The sequence below is a fragment of the Acinetobacter nosocomialis NIPH 2119 genome (assembly GCF_000368085.1).
GTDB classification, from domain to species: Bacteria; Pseudomonadota; Gammaproteobacteria; order Pseudomonadales; family Moraxellaceae; genus Acinetobacter; species Acinetobacter nosocomialis.
Genome location: NZ_KB849239.1, coordinates 2,685,313 through 2,702,999 on the forward strand (window position 1 = coordinate 2,685,313; position 17,687 = coordinate 2,702,999).

At 40.0% G+C, this 17,687-nt stretch carries 17 protein-coding genes; 7 read left to right on the forward strand and 10 right to left on the reverse strand.

What is annotated here, in order from left to right; genetic code table 11:
* Positions 1–7: 7 nt before the first annotated feature.
* The 4 genes from hemH to F984_RS16420 form a co-directional block, all read right to left on the reverse strand.
* Positions 8–1,024, reverse strand: a complete 1,017-nt coding sequence (gene hemH / locus F984_RS16405; RefSeq protein ID WP_004710764.1) for a ferrochelatase — start codon at positions 1,022–1,024, stop codon at positions 8–10.
* A 73-nt stretch (positions 1,025–1,097) separates the two neighbouring features.
* Complete coding sequence (locus tag F984_RS16410; protein ID WP_002053430.1) at positions 1,098–2,102, reverse strand: DUF4062 domain-containing protein; 1,005 nt, start codon at positions 2,100–2,102, stop codon at positions 1,098–1,100.
* A gap of 120 nt (positions 2,103–2,222) precedes the next feature.
* Positions 2,223–3,089 (reverse strand): glutamate racemase, encoded by an 867-nt coding sequence (gene murI / locus F984_RS16415; protein WP_000125351.1) that lies wholly within the window; start codon positions 3,087–3,089, stop codon positions 2,223–2,225.
* 48 nt (positions 3,090–3,137) lie between these two features.
* Positions 3,138–3,749, reverse strand: a complete 612-nt coding sequence (locus F984_RS16420; protein ID WP_004710766.1) for a DUF1285 domain-containing protein — start codon at positions 3,747–3,749, stop codon at positions 3,138–3,140.
* Positions 3,750–3,933: 184 nt separating this feature from the next.
* Here F984_RS16420 and F984_RS16425 point away from each other — a divergent pair, with 184 nt between their 5' ends.
* On the forward strand, positions 3,934–5,646 hold the full coding sequence (locus F984_RS16425) for an electron transfer flavoprotein-ubiquinone oxidoreductase (RefSeq protein ID WP_002053275.1): 1,713 nt from the start codon (positions 3,934–3,936) through the stop codon (positions 5,644–5,646).
* A 43-nt stretch (positions 5,647–5,689) separates the two neighbouring features.
* Here the strand turns inward: F984_RS16425 and F984_RS22955 are convergent, their stop codons facing one another.
* Together F984_RS22955 and tusA are read right to left on the reverse strand one after the other, a co-directional pair.
* Positions 5,690–6,070, reverse strand: a complete 381-nt coding sequence (locus tag F984_RS22955; RefSeq protein ID WP_004710769.1) for a hypothetical protein — start codon at positions 6,068–6,070, stop codon at positions 5,690–5,692.
* Between the two features lie 132 nt (positions 6,071–6,202).
* Positions 6,203–6,460: a sulfurtransferase TusA gene (gene tusA / locus F984_RS16435; protein ID WP_002053527.1), complete on the reverse strand. Its 258-nt coding sequence runs from the start codon at positions 6,458–6,460 to the stop codon at positions 6,203–6,205.
* 184 nt (positions 6,461–6,644) lie between these two features.
* On the opposite strand from tusA, the gene F984_RS16440 reads away from it, so the two are divergent.
* Together F984_RS16440 and lnt are read left to right on the forward strand one after the other, a co-directional pair.
* Positions 6,645–7,484, forward strand: coding sequence for an HlyC/CorC family transporter (locus F984_RS16440; protein WP_002156911.1), 840 nt, complete (start codon positions 6,645–6,647; stop codon positions 7,482–7,484).
* The gene (gene lnt, locus F984_RS16445) at positions 7,481–9,040 is read left to right on the forward strand and encodes an apolipoprotein N-acyltransferase (protein WP_002156963.1); all 1,560 of its coding nucleotides are present in this window, start codon (positions 7,481–7,483) and stop codon (positions 9,038–9,040) included. The genes F984_RS16440 and lnt overlap by 4 nt, the downstream gene beginning before the upstream one ends.
* Before the next feature lies 1 nt (position 9,041).
* Here lnt and F984_RS16450 read toward each other — a convergent pair whose 3' ends face one another.
* Positions 9,042–9,380, reverse strand: coding sequence for a tRNA-binding protein (locus F984_RS16450; RefSeq protein ID WP_004710771.1), 339 nt, complete (start codon positions 9,378–9,380; stop codon positions 9,042–9,044).
* A gap of 240 nt (positions 9,381–9,620) precedes the next feature.
* Here F984_RS16450 and F984_RS16455 point away from each other — a divergent pair, with 240 nt between their 5' ends.
* Positions 9,621–9,881, forward strand: a complete 261-nt coding sequence (locus F984_RS16455; protein WP_004710772.1) for a DUF2798 domain-containing protein — start codon at positions 9,621–9,623, stop codon at positions 9,879–9,881.
* 60 nt (positions 9,882–9,941) lie between these two features.
* On the opposite strand, the gene F984_RS16460 is transcribed toward F984_RS16455, so the two are convergent.
* The 3 genes from F984_RS16460 to gspF form a co-directional block, all read right to left on the reverse strand.
* A complete protein-coding gene (locus tag F984_RS16460; protein ID WP_004710773.1) occupies positions 9,942–10,286 on the reverse strand; it encodes a hypothetical protein in 345 nt (114 codons plus the stop codon).
* Positions 10,287–10,551: 265 nt separating this feature from the next.
* A complete protein-coding gene (gene gspG, locus F984_RS16465; RefSeq protein ID WP_004710774.1) occupies positions 10,552–11,067 on the reverse strand; it encodes a type II secretion system major pseudopilin GspG in 516 nt (171 codons plus the stop codon).
* Between the two features lie 23 nt (positions 11,068–11,090).
* Positions 11,091–12,296, reverse strand: a complete 1,206-nt coding sequence (gene gspF / locus F984_RS16470; protein ID WP_004699003.1) for a type II secretion system inner membrane protein GspF — start codon at positions 12,294–12,296, stop codon at positions 11,091–11,093.
* Between the two features lie 148 nt (positions 12,297–12,444).
* Here gspF and F984_RS16475 point away from each other — a divergent pair, with 148 nt between their 5' ends.
* From F984_RS16475 to hslO, 3 genes are all read left to right on the forward strand, one after another.
* Positions 12,445–14,673, forward strand: a complete 2,229-nt coding sequence (locus tag F984_RS16475) for a primosomal protein N' (RefSeq protein WP_004710776.1) — start codon at positions 12,445–12,447, stop codon at positions 14,671–14,673.
* A gap of 75 nt (positions 14,674–14,748) precedes the next feature.
* Positions 14,749–16,590, forward strand: a complete 1,842-nt coding sequence (locus F984_RS16480) for a monovalent cation:proton antiporter-2 (CPA2) family protein (protein WP_004710778.1) — start codon at positions 14,749–14,751, stop codon at positions 16,588–16,590.
* 165 nt (positions 16,591–16,755) lie between these two features.
* Positions 16,756–17,631, forward strand: coding sequence for an Hsp33 family molecular chaperone HslO (gene hslO, locus F984_RS16485; RefSeq protein ID WP_004710781.1), 876 nt, complete (start codon positions 16,756–16,758; stop codon positions 17,629–17,631).
* Positions 17,632–17,687 lie beyond the last annotated feature (56 nt).

The window sequence follows — 17,687 nt, forward strand, 5'->3', positions numbered from 1 at the left end:
AACGCAATTAACGGTGGGCTAAGGTATGGGTAAGGGCATCAAGATTAGCCTGAACTAAACCTGCAAGCAAATCAATATGAGCTTGATCGCTATTTAAAGCAGGAATGTAAGCGTAGCTTCCACCACCTGCCTCTTGAAACAACTCAGCGTTTTGCATAGCGAGCTCTTCAAGTGTTTCTAAACAGTCAGCAGAGAAAGCGGGACTTAAAACCTGAACAGACTTAACGCCTTGCTTCGCCCAATCTTGTAAGAGCTGATCGGTATAAGGTTTCACCCATTCTTGTTTTCCAAACCGTGATTGGAAACTAATAGCCCATTCATCATCTTTTAAATGCAAAGCTTCAGCGACTAACTTTGCAGTAATACGACAACGATCTGCATAAGGATCTCCTTTATCTGCATAAGGCTGCGGAATACCATGAAATGACATCAACAGTTTTTCAGGTTTGCCATGTTGCTCTTGGTAAGCTAAAACACTTTCTGCCAGTGCTTGAATAAACATTGGATGCTGGTAGTAGTCTTTAATAATAGTCAAACCCGGCAAATTTCGCTGAGTAGGAATCCACTTAGCAAATGCGTCGTATAACGGTGCTGTCGATGTCGCAGAATACTGAGGAAATAAAGGCAATAAAATGACATGCTCTTGTGGATGAGCTGCCAATTTTTCTAAAACTGCATCAATACCCGGATTACCATAAGTCATAGCGGGCAATACAGTTAATTCAAACTGTTTATTTTCACGCTCTAAATAAGCCTGCACACGTTGAGTTTGCTCAAATACAATTTCACGCATGGGCGAATCGGTAGACCATACCGAAGCATAAGCATGCGCTACTCTTTTTGGGCGAAAAGGCAAAACAAACAGATTTAAGATAATCCACCAGATGAATTTTGGTATTTCAATCACACGTGAATCAGATAAAAACTGCTTTAAAAAACGGCGCACCGCTGGGACAGTTGCCTCATCCGGTGTGCCTAAATTCGCTAAAATGACAGTAACTTTCGGTTTTTGTTCAAACGACATGCGCAAATGCCTTTCAGTTCATCTTATGACACTAATGTAACAGTTTTCATGGTCATATCTAAATTGAATTGCTCTAAGCTTTTAATCGAGTCACCCGATGGTTCCATTTATAACTGAGCAAGAGCTTTTGCGCTTTTGTCGTTACCTTCCATAAACTATGCTGCTGATCAATCTTGGTTGGAACAATCCACCCCTGTGATTGCATCTGATTTTTAATACGGAATAGTGCCTTGTGATTAATCTGTGCGCCAGCCACCGCATGTGCTCTTGGCAGTTCCTGACGGGCATCCTCTAGTCCCGCATGATTGAGATATTCATTGAGACAAGTTCCAAAGTTTTCTTCTGGCATGGCTGTCTCAAAATGTTTAGCCAATATACTTAAGAGCTGTGACCAAGTCATTTGTCTCTGACGCTTAAGCTCTCTAAAGTTGCCATCTTGAAAAGCTTGAATGTGATATTCAAACGCAAAAACATCATGTGGAGCCACTTCATTGGTTTGAGTTGATGACTCTACTAACTGTTGCTCTAATTGTGAAATTTTACTTTTTAATCGATTAATTTCATCTTCTAATTGATGTGCTTGGTGTGCAGGTACCCAGCCTTGCCCCACATGCTGTTCAACTATTAAAGGCATATTTAAACGGACCGCTAACTCTAAGTCACGAGGGCTTTTAAAGTAAAATATGTGGTGAGCTTCATGTAATAGTTTTTTTCTAAATGCGAGAAATTTTTCTTTAAGCTGTGGATGAGCCTCTTGTAAATGCATCTCGCGGCTTTCCGGCTGTTCATGCATAAATACCACAATAGGTTTAGCTCGACTTAAAGCGTATTCATACTCTAGAGCAAAGTAACTAGCACCAGAAATAGATTGTTCACCATACTGGCTACCTAGCAACAAAACAACATAATCCGATTCATCAATTTGCCGACGGGCAAGTGTTGTAGTTAAAGGACTTCTATACTCTAAACCCCAAGCAAAAAAACCCATACTGACTAAAGTTTGAGAGAGAACCATACGTTCAGGTTGCATCTCGCGACCTGACGTTGAAATAAAAATCTGATAGCGTGTATCGAGCATAACAATACCCTTATCGCCCCATAATCTTAATATGGCCCAAATAAGCCAAGATTATGAACCGCCCCAAATAAGAAAAATAAATATAAAAAAACGCTTTCTTCTGAATGCCTACAACAGAGCTCAACTCAGATTGTGTAGCGTCCATGTCAATTCTTGTGGAATCATATTCTGTAAAACAGGTTGCAATGCTTCAGCATTATTACCACTTACATAACATTCAATACGTGCAACATTCTGACGTATTTGGTCACATAATAACTCATTTTTTATTAAAATACGGGCTGTTTGTCGGGCAACTGCCAATCCCGAATCAACCAGTGTGAATTGGTTATCAAAAAGATGATGAATTGCTTCATTTAAGAACGGATAATGTGTACAACCGAGTACTAAATAGTCAGCCCCTTGATCGGCTGCAGGCTGTAAAACCTCTTTTAATGCATTCAAACAAACAGGACTCATTTGCTGTCCTGCTTCTACACAAGGAACAAGCTCCAGATTGGTTAAAGTCATGACTTTAACACCCGCTGGAACAGCAAATTTTTCAACGACATCTTTAATGAGTTGCCCACGAAAAGTAGCAGGCGTTGCCAACACTGCAACTACTTTAGAACGGGTTTGTAATACGGCAGGTTTTAATGCCGGTACTAAACCAACAATGGGAAAGTGCTCGCCATAATGTTCACGTAAATGGTCAAGACTAAATGCTGAGGCAGTATTACATGCCACGACTGCAATTTTACAACCTTGGCGGTATAACCAGTCGACAGCGCGAGCGGTAAGCTCTCTAATTTCTTCATCAGAACGAGGGCCATAAGGAACATAGGCTGTATCGGCATAATACACAATATGTTCGTTTGGCAAATATCTGGCAATTTCTGCTGCAACTGACATACCTCCAATACCTGAATCAAAAATACCAATTGGGGCATCTGCCGATGCTTTAGGCATAGATTCTAATTCAGTAAATAAAGGCTGTATGGCAGTCATGGCAGTACTAAAGAGTGTCGGAAAATTTCACTCTATAAAGCTTAAACCTCAAGTGCCTAATTGCAAGTGCAAATTACCACTTTTTAACTGCAAAATGGTTTCGCCTTTATCATTTTCGACCAGTGTTCCATAGTTTACGAGATGATAGAAAGCCTGACGTTGAATAAGCGCATTAATACCAAATCGGACATGCACGTATGGGCGTAATTCTCCTGCATATTCGCGCATAAAAATCGGGTGTTCTGCATCAACTAAAATCACATCTTGATTGGTGGTAGTCAGTTGCAAAAACTGATCACCTGAAATTTCAACCTGATCGACCTGATTGACCAATAAAGGTTCATCTTCAACTTCGATTTCAATTTGTTCTACAGGGGTTTTCAGGTAGAATTTACCCTCTTCTTTCCATAGGACTTTGGTAAACAAATCCAATAGAGCTTGGCGCTTGATTAATTGACCTTCGTGCCACCATTCTCCATTGGCTTTAACCGTTAAATCCATTTTACCGCAATGCTTTGGATGCCATTGCTCTAAAGGTGGGATTGACCTTTTGTGACTTTGCTGTACACCTTTTAAGTATTGTGCAATGTTCATTAAGTTTTTATCATCAGATAACGGTATTTTTCCTATATCCGATGGGGAATTATTTTGATTTACCATAGTTTATGCCTTGCTGACGAGAAAATATGACGACTCAGCCAATTGGCTAGATCATGGTTTAAAACTATACTAGCCAAAACGATAAAAGGCACAATAGCATATTTGCGCCTATGGATTAAAACTCACGGCAGCACCGGATGATCTGACATTACGGTTGCCACCTTTAAGTATTGAGGAGTCCTACATGGAACACATCGAACGCGAATCGATGGAGTTTGACGTTGTCATCGTAGGTGCAGGACCTGCAGGTCTATCTGCTGCGATTAAGATCCGTCAATTAGCGATTGAGAATAACTTACCCGATCTTTCAGTTTGTGTAGTTGAAAAAGGCTCTGAAGTAGGTGCGCATATCTTATCTGGTGCTGTACTTGAACCGCGTGCTATTAATGAACTTTTCCCAAACTGGAAAGAAGAAGGTGCGCCTCTTAACGTGCCTGTAACTGAAGACAAAACTTTCTTCTTGCTTTCAGAAACTACGTCTAAAGAAGCACCTCACTGGATGGTTCCAAAAACCATGCACAATGACGGTAACTATGTTATCTCGCTAGGTAATGTTGTTCGCTGGTTAGGTCAAAAAGCTGAAGAATTAGAAGTTTCTATTTTCCCTGGTTTTGCTGCATCTGAAGTGCTTTACCATGAAGACGGTACTGTAAAAGGTATTCAAACTGGTGACATGGGTATTGGTAAAGATGGCGAACCAACGCATAACTTTACTCCGGGTTATGAGCTTCACGCTAAATACACCCTCTTTGCCGAAGGTTGCCGTGGTCACTTAGGTAAACGCCTGATTGCGAAATACAATCTTGATAAAGATGCTGACCCTCAGCACTACGGTATCGGGATTAAAGAACTTTGGGAAATTGACCCAGCAAAACATAAGCCGGGCTTAGTCATGCACGGCGCTGGTTGGCCATTATCTGAAACTGGTTCGTCTGGTGGTTGGTGGTTATATCACGCTGAAAACAACCAAGTGACTTTGGGTATGATTGTGGACTTGTCTTATGAAAATCCACACATGTATCCATTTATGGAAATGCAGCGCTGGAAAACTCACCCACTTATTAAACAGTATTTAGAAGGTGGTAAGCGTATTTCTTACGGCGCACGTGCTGTAGTGAAAGGCGGTTTCAACTCATTGCCTAAATTGACTTTCCCAGGTGGTTGCTTAATTGGTGATGACGCAGGTTTCTTAAACTTTGCAAAAATCAAAGGCTCACACACTGCCATGAAATCAGGCATGTTATGTGGTGAGGCTGTATTTGAAGCGATTGCTGCTGGTGTAGAAAAAGGCGGTGACCTTGCGATTGCTCGTGTTACTGAAGGCGAAGATTTATTCGTTAAAGAATTAACTTCATACACTGACAAATTTAACAACAGCTGGTTAAAAGAAGAGCTTTATAACTCTCGTAACTTTGGCCCAGCAATGCATAAATTTGGACAATGGATTGGTGGTGCATTTAACTTTATCGACCAGAACGTCTTTAAAGTTCCATTCACTTTGCATGACTTGAAACAAGACTTCGCTGCATTGAAAACTGTTGATGCAACGAGCTTCAAGCCAAACTATCCAAAACCAGATGGCAAGCTTACATTTGACCGTTTATCTTCTGTGTTTATCTCAAACACTGTACATGAAGAAAACCAGCCAGCTCACTTGAAGCTTACTGATCCTTCAATTCCAGTGAATGTGAACTTACCAAAATGGGATGAGCCTGCTCAGCGCTACTGCCCTGCTGGTGTTTATGAAATCATGGAAAATGATGATGGTTCTAAACGCTTCCAGATTAACGCAGCAAACTGTGTTCACTGTAAGACTTGTGATATTAAAGACCCATCTCAAAACATTACATGGGTAACGCCTGAAGGCGGCGGTGGTCCGAATTACCCTAATATGTAATAAAAAAGCCCCGAATAATCGGGGCTTTTTTATTAGTATCCACTTATTGAAAAGGCGGTATTTTTGATACTTTTAGATTAAAATTCTTTTTATAGAAAATAAATGTGCCTAATAAAAATAAGCTAAGAAAACCAAAATTCCGTGCTAGATCAATATACCAAGCTGATTTTCCAAACAATAAATCAATCATTAGCATAAATCCCATGAATCCTGTATGTAAGATGAGGCTATTATTAATTTTTGATTCAGGAGCAAAAGATGTATTTCTATAACCTAATATAATTGAACCGAGAATTATAAAAGTGAATAAAATTATTGTAGCCATAGTCTCAGTTAACCAAGAAACTTTTATACTTAACAAACCAGCAAGACATGCGAACCAAAGGAAAATAAATAAGCTTCGTTTTAGAAAATAATCTTTCATTTTTATATGCCATTTATATACTTAATTTTATAAATTATATAATGATTCTTATTTGTAAAAAATTATCATTTTAAAATAATTTAAATGTTTAATGGCTCCCAACACTATTCATTAGAAGCCTTATTTATTCTATTAACCCTTTTTCACCAGATAATGAAATTCTTTATGACCATTTTCATCTAAGCGTTCTTCTTGCAAAAGTAACTCGTGACCTAAATGCATACAAAATTTAGGAATATCCCACGAAGTCGAATTGTCTGTTGCGAAGACCTCAACCACATCTCCAGATTTAGATTTACGAATGGCTTGATGCAACATCATGACAGGTTCCGGACAACGTAAACCACGCGTATTGAGTTGTACAGTAGGTGAAATAGGTTGTTCTGACATAACAAACTCGAACAAATAGAATTTTCACATTTTAGCATAAACCGATCACTGACTTATGAACTGTAACTGGTGTTTACATAACAATATGTGTTTTGTCTTTTACTTTGTTTTATAGATGCATAAGGGCCTTTTCTTCGGTATGATCAATGTATTCATTTGATACATTGAGTCTTTAGGAAAGATCATGCAAGAGGAACCGAGTCCGTCGTGGGGAATGCGAGGCTTACGAAAGTGGTTAGGTACAGCGCCCGAAACCCGAGATGAATTATTAAAACTAGTCCAAAATTCACGTCGTTTTTTAGAACCTGATACTGTTGCCATGCTTGAAGGTGTTCTTGACCTTCCTGCTACAAAAATTCGTGAAGTTATGACGCCACGAACAGCAATGATCAGTATGCAAGAAGATGATCAGTTACTTGATATTCTTCACGTATTGGTTGAGTCTGCTCACTCACGTTTTCCAGTTTTCTCAGCTGACCAACCCGATAACGTCGTCGGTATTTTATTGGCAAAAGATTTACTGCCATTTTTGACTGAACCGAATACCAAATTAGATATTGGCTCGCTTATGCGCCAGCCATTATTTGTGCCTGAAAGCGCACGTTCAGATCAAGTTCTTCGTATGCTCAAACATACCCAAACCCATATCGCAATTGTCATTGATGAATATGGTTCAACGGCTGGTCTTGTTACGCTTGAAGATATTCTTGAAGAGATCGTTGGTGAAATTGAAGACGAACATGATACTGCTGATGAAGATGCGCAGTACATTGTTCCAGATAACGACCATACTGTAGCGAATGCATGGATGGTGCAGGCACTTACACCAATTGAACACTTCAACACTGTTTTAGATGCTGATTTTTCTGACGATGAAGTAGAAACTGTCGGCGGTTTATTGCTTCAAGAAATTGGTCTAGTCAGTGATTTACAAGGTCAGACAGTTGAACTTGGAAAATGGTTATTTACGATTGTTGAAGCAGATGCCCGCACTATTCATCTGATTCGAGCTGTACGTCAATGAGAGCATACTTTGAAAAGCTGTTAGATTCTTCGCAACAACAAAAACAGCTTCCATTAATTTTTCCATTGCTCATTGCTTTATTTTCAGGTGCCGTGTTTAGTTTTGCACTGGCACCTTATTATTGGTGGTGGCTGGCAATTTTGTCTCCTGCCCTACTCTATGCAACATTGCATAAACGCTCAGCCAAACAAGCATTTGCGATTGGTTGGAGTTATGGTTTTGGTTTATGGTTTGTAGGGGCTTTCTGGCTCTATACATCTATCCATGTATACGGCGATACCAATGCCTTTTTAAGCGTATGTATGATTGCTGTTATGGCTCTTGTGATGGGGTTATTTACAGCATTCCAAACTTGGGTTTATCGACGCTTCTTCCCTGAAACACCGCTGACTTTCGCCCCTCTCTGGATTGTTTTTGAGTGGGCTAAAACTTGGGTGTTTACAGGTTTCCCATGGCTATTTGTAGGGTACGCTTTTACCGAACGTTTACTTGATGGCTATGCACCGCTATTTGGTATTTATGCAATTTCTTTCGTGGCAATTGTATTGGCGTGTGCTTTAGTTGAAGTTCTGCGTAAGCGTATTTTCTGGGTTATTCCTTCTGCCCTATTAGTTTTAGGTGCATGGGGAGCATCATATATTCAGTTTGTACAACCTAAAGCGGCTAAACCGCTTAGTGTTTCGCTTATTCAAGGTAACATCCCACAAGATTTAAAATGGCTAACCGAATATCAAGTTAGAACATTAGAAATTTATGCAGGTTTAACTCAATCTGAATGGGGCCGTGACCTCATTGTATGGCCTGAGTCTTCAATTCCACTCTTCCAAACCGATATTGAACCGTTTTTGGATGCCATGGATGCACAAGCGAAAAAGAACCATACTGCTTGGGTAACCGGTATTCCTTATTGGGATGTTGCAAAATCACATCAAGTCGGCAGTCCTCTGTATTACAATAGTATTATGGCTTCTGGTAGCGATTCAAGCGGCCTTTATAAAAAGCAGCGTCTTGTGCCGTTTGGTGAATATATTCCGCTTTCAGGTTTACTCTCTTGGGTATTACCAGCCATGCAAAATGATATTAGCATGAGCGGTTTTACACGTGGTGAGAGCAACCAGAAACCACTTTTAATTAAAGGGCACGCGCTTGCGGCTGCAATTTGTTATGAAGTGGCATATCCAAACCTGACACGCCGTAATGCAGAAGATAGCGACTTCTTGGTGACTGTATCTAATGATGCTTGGTTTACGGGTACTGCTGGCCCATGGCAACATTTACAAATGGTACAAATGCGCGCGAAAGAAAATGGCCGCTGGTTTATTCGTGCAACCAACACAGGTGTAACAGCGTTTATTGATCAAAATGGTCATATCACTGAACAAGCACCGATTGATAAAGAGTTTGTGTTGAGAGGCGATTTACCAGCCATGCAAGGTCAAACTCTCTATAACCGTTTAGGTGATTATCCAATTTTAGGATTTGCGGTATTACTGCTGGTTTTAGGTTGGATCTATCGCCCGCGTAAAGTTGATGTGTCTTATAAATCACGTCGCTAAATTATAATAGCTTTGTACCCAGAGGAACTTCAAACTCTGGGATACAAAGTGCTACATCCCCATCTGCGTTATGAAACCCTGTCACTAAACATTCTGATTGAATAGGCCCTATTTGCTTTTTAGGGAAATTCACGACGGCAACTACTAATTTATCAATCAAGTTCTGCGGTTGATAAAGTTTAGTAATCTGGGCACTCGATTTACGTACACCCAATTCCTCACCAAAATCTACATGCAGAATATAAGCAGGTTTACGCGCCTTTTCAAAAACCTCAGCTTGAATAATTTTACCTACACGAAGCTCTACTTTTAAAAAATCATTCCACTCGATTTGTTCCATTTACTTTTCTCATGTTCTTAAATATCTGATTTGAAGCATATAATATGTACAAATAAAGAAACACCCTCTTTTTATTTTCAGCTTTCAAAATTCATGTTAAATTAAATCTGCTGATTCAAAAGCCGTAAACGTTTACGTCAATCAACGTGCCAACATACCTCCAACAATGCTTGGAGCTATTTATTCAAAATATTTTTATATTTTGAATGGCACGGGCGTTTGTTGGTTTACGGAGTTAAAATGAAAAACTCAAAATCTTTATCTAGTTTTAGAAAACTTCCAAATCGCTATACCTCTATCGTTTTACCCTTTCTTTTATCGATCATTATGACTTTTGTGGTTTCAATGATTAGTACATTACGAAGTTTGGGATTAGAAGAATTTTCTCTATATGTATGGATGTCGGCATGGGCAATTTCTTGGATAATCGCTTTTCCAACATTACTTTTAGTCTTACCGATCGTCCGTAAAATCACGACACTATTGGTACAGCCTGCTTAAACAAAAAAGACGTAGATTTAATATCTACGTCTTTTTCAAAAATGAAGTTAGCTATCAGTATTAAAAAGCGATAGATAACTGCAAAGATAAATAGGCAACTAGACTTGATAAAAAAACCATTGGTACATAGCGATAAGCTTTAAAAACTAATTGCTCATATTTAGATGATATTTGTTTCGCTTGCCATATGCTTGCTTTTAATGCAGTGAAAAAGCTCACCATTAACCATGCACTGACAATACTTAATGCGAAGAAACCAATCATGATTTGGCTGCTACCTTCTGTACTCAGCCATAGTTTTAATGAAACTTCAGAAATTGGTAATAATGCTAAAATCAATAGGACAGACTTAAGCATCGCCCAATGAAACTGATTCAGTTCATCAAGTATGAGAAATGCTTTCATTTAATCTCTCCCATAGTCTTATAAAGTGGTTTTTATTTATTATGCAAAGCTTTTATTTAAATATATAGCTTATTTTCTCTCATATTTTAACTTTCTTGTAACTATTAAATATGGGAATAATTCTTATTTTAAATCTCAAAATTAGATATTAACTTTTTTACCTTATTTTCAATTAGTTATTATATTTTTGTGATTAAGAAAGATTATCAATTCGGATTATCGTTTTATCTTATTAACCGAATCGATAATCTCTCTTATATTTTAATTAAGGTTGGTAGTAAATATCGGCATCGTTGCCCTCACCACCTTCTTTACCGTCTGCACCAAATGAATATAAGTCAAAAGGATGACCGTCTTTTCCTGGAATGACATATTGAATATCATTTTTCCAACTATCTTTAGGATAACCACCTTTCACATAACCACCTGGCATCCAGTTTTTTGCTGTAGCAGGTTGATTAATAAGTGCATCTAGTCCACCTTCTTGCATAGTTGGGAAATGTCCGTTATCGAGCTTGTACTGATCTAAAGCACCCGCTACCCCCTTCAAGGTAATTTGAGTGGTATCGATTTTAGCTTTTTCACTACGCCCCATGACGTTCGGCACAATTAAAGCCGCCAACACACCTAAAATAACAATCACGACCATGACTTCAATAAGGGTAAAGCCTGAGGCACGTTTCATTCGAGCACCGCTCGAACGTGCCGAAAGTCCGAAAGCTACGCTTGAGGTTTTTTGAGCATCCTTAACGTGCTCTTTTTGTTTCATGACCATCTTCATCATTATCTCTAATATCAAAGTTATTAAATCATATTGTTCATATTTACGATTGGCAGCATAACCGCAATTACAATAACCAACACAATGCTTGCCATTAATACCAGCATAAGCGGTTCAAGTAATGCCAATAAGGTTGAAATAAATGTCGTCACCTCACGGTCTTGCATAGTTGATGCACGTTCCAGCATACGGTCAAGCTCACCTGATGCCTCACCACTTCGAATCATTTGTACCATCATTGGTGGGAAATAACCACTGCGCTCCAATTGCGTACCCAAGTTACCACCTTCGGTAACACGCTCAGCAGCATGGGCAATAGAGTCACGGATGACCCAGTTATTGGTCACAGCAGCACCAATTTTTAGAGCATCCACCAACGGCACACCCGAACGAGTCAAAATAGATAAAGTACTGGCAAAGCGTGCAGCATTAATACCACGAGACAGTTTACCGAATAATGGCAATTTGAGTGTTAAGCGATCAAAAGCATAATGACCAGCCGTTGTTTTTAAAAACCGCACAAAGGCAACAACGCCTATCACAGCAAAAAGGATGATAAAGACCCACGCATGGCGAATAAAATCACTCGCTTTCATTAAAGCGACTGTAATCCATGGTAAGGCATCTTTGCTTTGATCGAAGGTTTTTACAATCTCTGGAACCACATAGGTCATTAATCCCATCACAATACCAAATGACATCAGCATTAAAATGATCGGGTAAATCATGGCACCTTGAACTTTCTTTTGCATGGCAAAACGGTTCTCAGTGTAGTCTGATAGCTGATCTAAAATAAGATCTAAGTGTCCTGAACGCTCACCTGCCGCAACCGTTGCAATATAAAGGTCAGGAAAACGACCTGACTGTTGCATGCCTTGCGCAAGTGAATGCCCTTCTAATACTCTTGAACGAACCGAGAGTAAAAGATTTTGCACATGTGCTTTTTCACTTTGTCTGCTCACGGCGCGTAAAGCTTCTTCTAGAGGAATTGCAGCAGCAACCAAAACGGAGAGTTGTCTGGTCATCAGTGCTAAATCATAAGCACTAAACTTTTTCTGGAATAACCCGTGGCTTTGATGCTTATCTTTTTGTTCAACAGGGTCAACGCTAATCGGAGTCCATGCTTTATCGCGTAATTGTTGGCGAATCTGACGTGCTGAGTCTCCTTCAAGCACCCCCTTTTGCTGCTTCCCTGAAGCATCAATAGCAGTAAATTGATATGCAGGCATGGTAATGTTCTAATTTTCCAAAAATAATAGTCGCTGCTGTTGCATCTATGCTACGCAATCATTCATATTCATTCTATAGCCTGTGTAGAATACCCAAGTCCTCTTCACGACGCTATGCCGTTTTTTAAAATTGACGAAATGAGCCTCTATGACCATAACGCCAAAGCCTGATTCAGTTGTTTATCGTGTGCGTGTTGCCGTACCTGTGCATCTGTACGACACTTTTGACTATACACTCACCAAAGCACAATATGAACGGGCTCAAGTAGGTTCACGCGTCGCAATTTCATTTGGACGGCAAAACCTGATTGGTATCATTACTGAAAAAGTTGACCCACAAGAATCATTTACAGGTAACTTTCAGCTTAAAGCCATTTCTGAACTTTTAGATGATGAGCCTATTTTAGATGAACAAGTTTTAAATTTATTGACATGGTCGGCACAATATTACCAATTTCCGATTGGTGAGGTCATGCAAACTGCTTTACCTGCGTTATTACGTCAGGGTAAACCCATGGATGTTTTATTTCATCTATGGAAAATCATTCCATGTGACAATGTTGAAGCTCTGCTAAAACGCTCAATCAAACAACAAGACGCTTATCAAATTTTAAAATTACACCCTGCCGGAACCACAGAAAATATTCTTAATTTGAGTGGTGTAGAAACTGCGACACTTAAAGCACTTCAAAAGAAAGGACTGGTAGACTGTACGCTTGAGCCACATGACTTTAGCCCAGCACCCGTACAATTGGCTCAAATGCCACTCACGCTCAATGAAGACCAAAAGAAAGCAACTCAGCACGTCATTAATGCACAGCATCAATATCAAGCGTTTTTATTAGATGGCTTAACCGGAAGTGGTAAAACCGAAGTTTACCTGCACATCATGCATGAAGTGCTAAAGCAAGGTAAGCAAGTACTGGTGTTAGTTCCTGAAATTGGTTTAACCCCTCAAACCATTTCACGCTTTAAATCTCGTTTTAACTGTGACATTGCTTTATTACATTCGGGCTTAAATGACTCTAAACGCCTACAAGCCTGGCAACAAGCACAGGCTGGAAAGGCCTCTATTATTTTAGGAACACGTTCAGCCATTTATACCCCGCTGCCACGTTTGGGCCTTATCATTTTAGATGAAGAGCACGATCTGTCTTATAAACAACAAGAAGGCTTTCGTTACCATGCCCGTGATGTCGCGCTTTACCGCGGACATTTACAAGGCTGTCCTGTTCTTTTAGGTTCAGCAACCCCAAGCATTGATAGCTATCACTTAGTCGAAACTGGCAAGTTAACTGCACTTCAGCTGAACCAACGTGCAGGCCATGCGCTTTTACCAAAAATGCATTTGATTGATCTTAAAATTGTCAAAAAACAGCATGGAATTAGCCAGCCTTTAATCGAGCAAATTAAAAATACCCTAGCAAGAAAAGAACAAGTTCTAATCTTTTTAAACCGACGTGGTTATGCACCTGTTCTGGTCTGTGAAAGTTGTGGTTGGCAAGCGAATTGTCCGCATTGTGATGCGCATTTTACGTTGCACACTCAGCCTTATTCTTATTTACATTGTCACCACTGCGGCACGGTTCATCGCTTGCCAGACCACTGCCCTGAATGTCAGCAAAAGAGCCTCAAAACTTTAGGTGCTGGCACAGCCAAGGTTGAAGAGCATTTACAAGAATTATTTCCAGATCATGATGTGATTCGGGTCGATCGTGACAGCACCAGCCGAGTAGGTAGCTGGCAAAAAATTTATGATCGCATTCAGCAAAATAAACCTTCGATTTTGCTTGGTACGCAAATGTTGGCAAAAGGTCACCATTTTCCACATGTGACCTTGGTTGCTATTTTAGATATTGATGCAGGTTTATTGAGTGTCGATATTCGAGCGCCAGAGCGTACTGCTCAATTGATTGTACAAGTGGCTGGTCGTGCAGGTCGTGGAGAACATAAAGGCCATGTTTATTTACAGACTTTAAGGCCAGATCATCCTTTACTCACCACGCTAATTGAAAAAGATTATCGGGCAGTCGCAAAGCAAACATTGGCTGAGCGTAAAGTTGCTTTACTGCCGCCTTATCGTTATGCAGTTTTAATTCGTGCTGAGTCAAAAGATCGTGACTATACTTTACATTTTTTAAATGAAGCTGCTGAGCAACTTCGCCAAATTGCAGGTGGTATTGTTGATATTTGGGGGCCAATTCCCGCACCAATGGAACGTAAAGCGGGACGTTACCGCGCCCATATGGTGATTTTGTCTGCTGACCGCGCTCGTCTGCATTTTTACTTAAGACAATGGTGGGCTCAGTTGGTCCATGCGCAAAGACAGCATCAACTCAGACTCTCTATTGATGTTGACCCGCAAGAATTTAGTTAGATGACTTGAATATCATGGTGTGAAGAAACCTTTTTGGCTTTACACTTAAAAAGATCAATACATTCGGGGTAATGAATGTCATTCCTACTGCAAGCAACTATTTTTCTTGGAGCTTCTCTGATTTTAGTCCCTTTGGGTAAACGCTTAGGGATTGCAACAGTTTTAGGTTATTTATTTACGGGCATACTTCTTGGCCCAAGTGTTTTAAATATTGCCCATGACCCTGAAGCCATTATGGAATTGGCTGAGTTTGGGGTCATCTTACTTATGTTCCTGATTGGCTTAGAGTTACGTCCACAGCGCTTATGGGAAATGCGTGACTCTATTTTCGTGATGGGAAGTTTGCAAGTGGTGATTACGGGCATAATTCTCATGCTCACCATATTCCTGCTATTTCAACAACACCTCGCTGCGAGCTTTGTGATTGGTTTTGCGCTTGCGCTATCTTCTACGGCTTTTGTATTACAGCTTCTGTCTGAAAAACAACAGCTCAATACGACTTATGGCCAGCAATCATTTTCAATTTTACTGTTCCAAGATATTGCAGCAATACCTTTACTAGCAGTCATTCCCCTCTTGGCAGGAACCGAATCTACCCATCATGGTATTGCTTATTTTGCTGCTATCATCGCAACATTTAGTGGACTATTCCTATTTAGTCGTTATGTGATGCGTCCATTTTTTCGTTTTGTCGCAAAAAGTGGTGCGACCGAACTGATTACCGCAGTGGGGTTATTTATTATTCTCGCTGTTGTGCTACTTATGGACACTTTAGGAATTAGCACGACACTAGGCGCTTTTCTTACTGGGGTGCTTTTAGCCGACTCAGAATTTCGTCATGAACTTGAAGCAAGTATTGCTCCGTTTAAAGGGCTATTACTTGGTTTGTTCTTTATGACTGTGGGCATGACCACACAACTGTCTTTATTTATTGAAATGCCTTGGCTCATTATTGGCGGAGCGATTGGCTTACTCGTTATAAAAACCCTCGTGTTGACCGCTATTGCCCGCTATAAAAAATATAGTTGGAACAATAGCCTGCTGCTTGGAACATGTTTAGCGCAAGGTGGTGAATTTGCATTTGTCATTTTAAGCCTTGCTAAAAGTGAAAAAGTTTTGACTGATGCTTTATTAGAACCTGTTACCCTGATTGTGACGTTGTCGATGGTTCTTACCCCAGTCATTTACTGGATTATGGCAACTAAAATCATTCCTTTGTTTAATAAAGAACGCCCACCTGAATATGATGAAATTCCGCAACAAGATAATCCAATTATCATTGCTGGGTTTGGTCGCTTTGGACAAATTATTGCGCGTATTGCCCGTTTGCAGCACTTAGGCTTTACTGCCATCGACAACAACCTTCACCAAGTGGACTTTGTGCGTCGATACGGCGGTAAACTCTACTATGGAGATGTCACCCAACCTGACTTACTTCGCTCGGCAGGCATCGAAAAAGCCCAAGTATTTATTCTCGCAATAGACGATGTCGAAGACTCTATGAACGTTGCGCGGCATCTAAGATTGAACTATCCCCACATAAAGTTACTAGCACGTGCACGTGACCGACATCATGTACATCTATTAAGAGACTTAGGTGTTGAACATATTTGGCGTGAAACCTATTTATCATCACTAGGTATGGCTTATCGCGCTTTACGCGAACTTGGTATTTCAGATGAACAAGCCTATAACAATATCGAAATCTTTCGAGATTATGATGAGAAATTACTCATTCAGCAGCAAAGTATTTATACCGATGAACAAAAGGTTTTTGAAACTCATCGTAATGCGCTGGCTGAACTTGAACATCTCTTTGAAAGCGATGCACAGCAAGCCACATCAAGACATGACGTGAATTTAAAGCGTCATTTACAACCAAATCGTATCGACATTACACGAGATCACGAAGAATAACTTGAGATTTCGCAAAATGGCTATATTAAGGACTTATTCACATTGCCTAAATGATTGCGACAATCGGTACAAGAGTTGCCGATGTCCTGCTTGCAGCCACGCTGCATTCCCTAAGCTTGATTAAACCGAAGTTGTTATAATCTGCTTAGGGCCCTGGAGAATATTATGTCTGATTTACGCCAACGCTTTTATATAGAGGACTTTCCTGTTCGCGGTGAAGTAGTTCATCTGGAAGAAGCATTACAAACTATTTTAGCTCAACGCGACTACATGCCTGCGGTTAAGATTCTATTAGGCGAGATGTTGAGCGCGACTGCATTACTTGCAAGTACTTTAAAAATCAAAGGCCGTATCAGCTTGCAAATCCAGGCTAGCGGCTCTTTCAAATGGGCCATGGCTGAATGTAATCACTTAGGTGAAGTCCGTGCTTTAGCAGACTACGAAACAGATCCTCGTTTTGTTGAAGCAACTGACAGCAGTACAGTCCTTGGCGCTTTAGTTAATCCAATTTTATTTATTAACATCGAACCTGAGCATGGTGAGCGTTATCAAGGGATCGTACCTCTTGACCAAACAAACTTAGCGGGCTGTTTGATGCAGTATTATGATTTATCTGCTCAAATTCCAACTCGTATTGTGTTGGCAAGTACAGCTAAACGCTCTGGTGGTTTACTCATTCAGTTATTACCTCGTCATGATGAGGAAGAGCAAAAACTGGTTGATGAAGATTTATGGCCACGTTTAACCATGCTGACTGAAACGCTCAAGCCTGAAGAACTAACTGAGCTTTCAGCGAATGAAATTTTGTATCGTCTCTATAATGAAGAAGAAGTACGCTTGCCAGAGGTTGAACATTTAAAATTTGGCTGTACTTGCTCTAAAGAGCGCTGTGCTAAAGCACTCATTCAAATTGGTGTTGATGCTGTTCATGAAACATTGGAAGCACAAAACCCGATTCAAATGGATTGCCAGTTCTGTAATACTCGTTATGAATTCACTGCCGAAGAAGCATTAGGTCTGTTTGGTGAACATTTGAGTTAATCTCTTACTTTATAAAAAGGCGGTCAAACCGCCTTTTTATTTATCTATAATTTTTG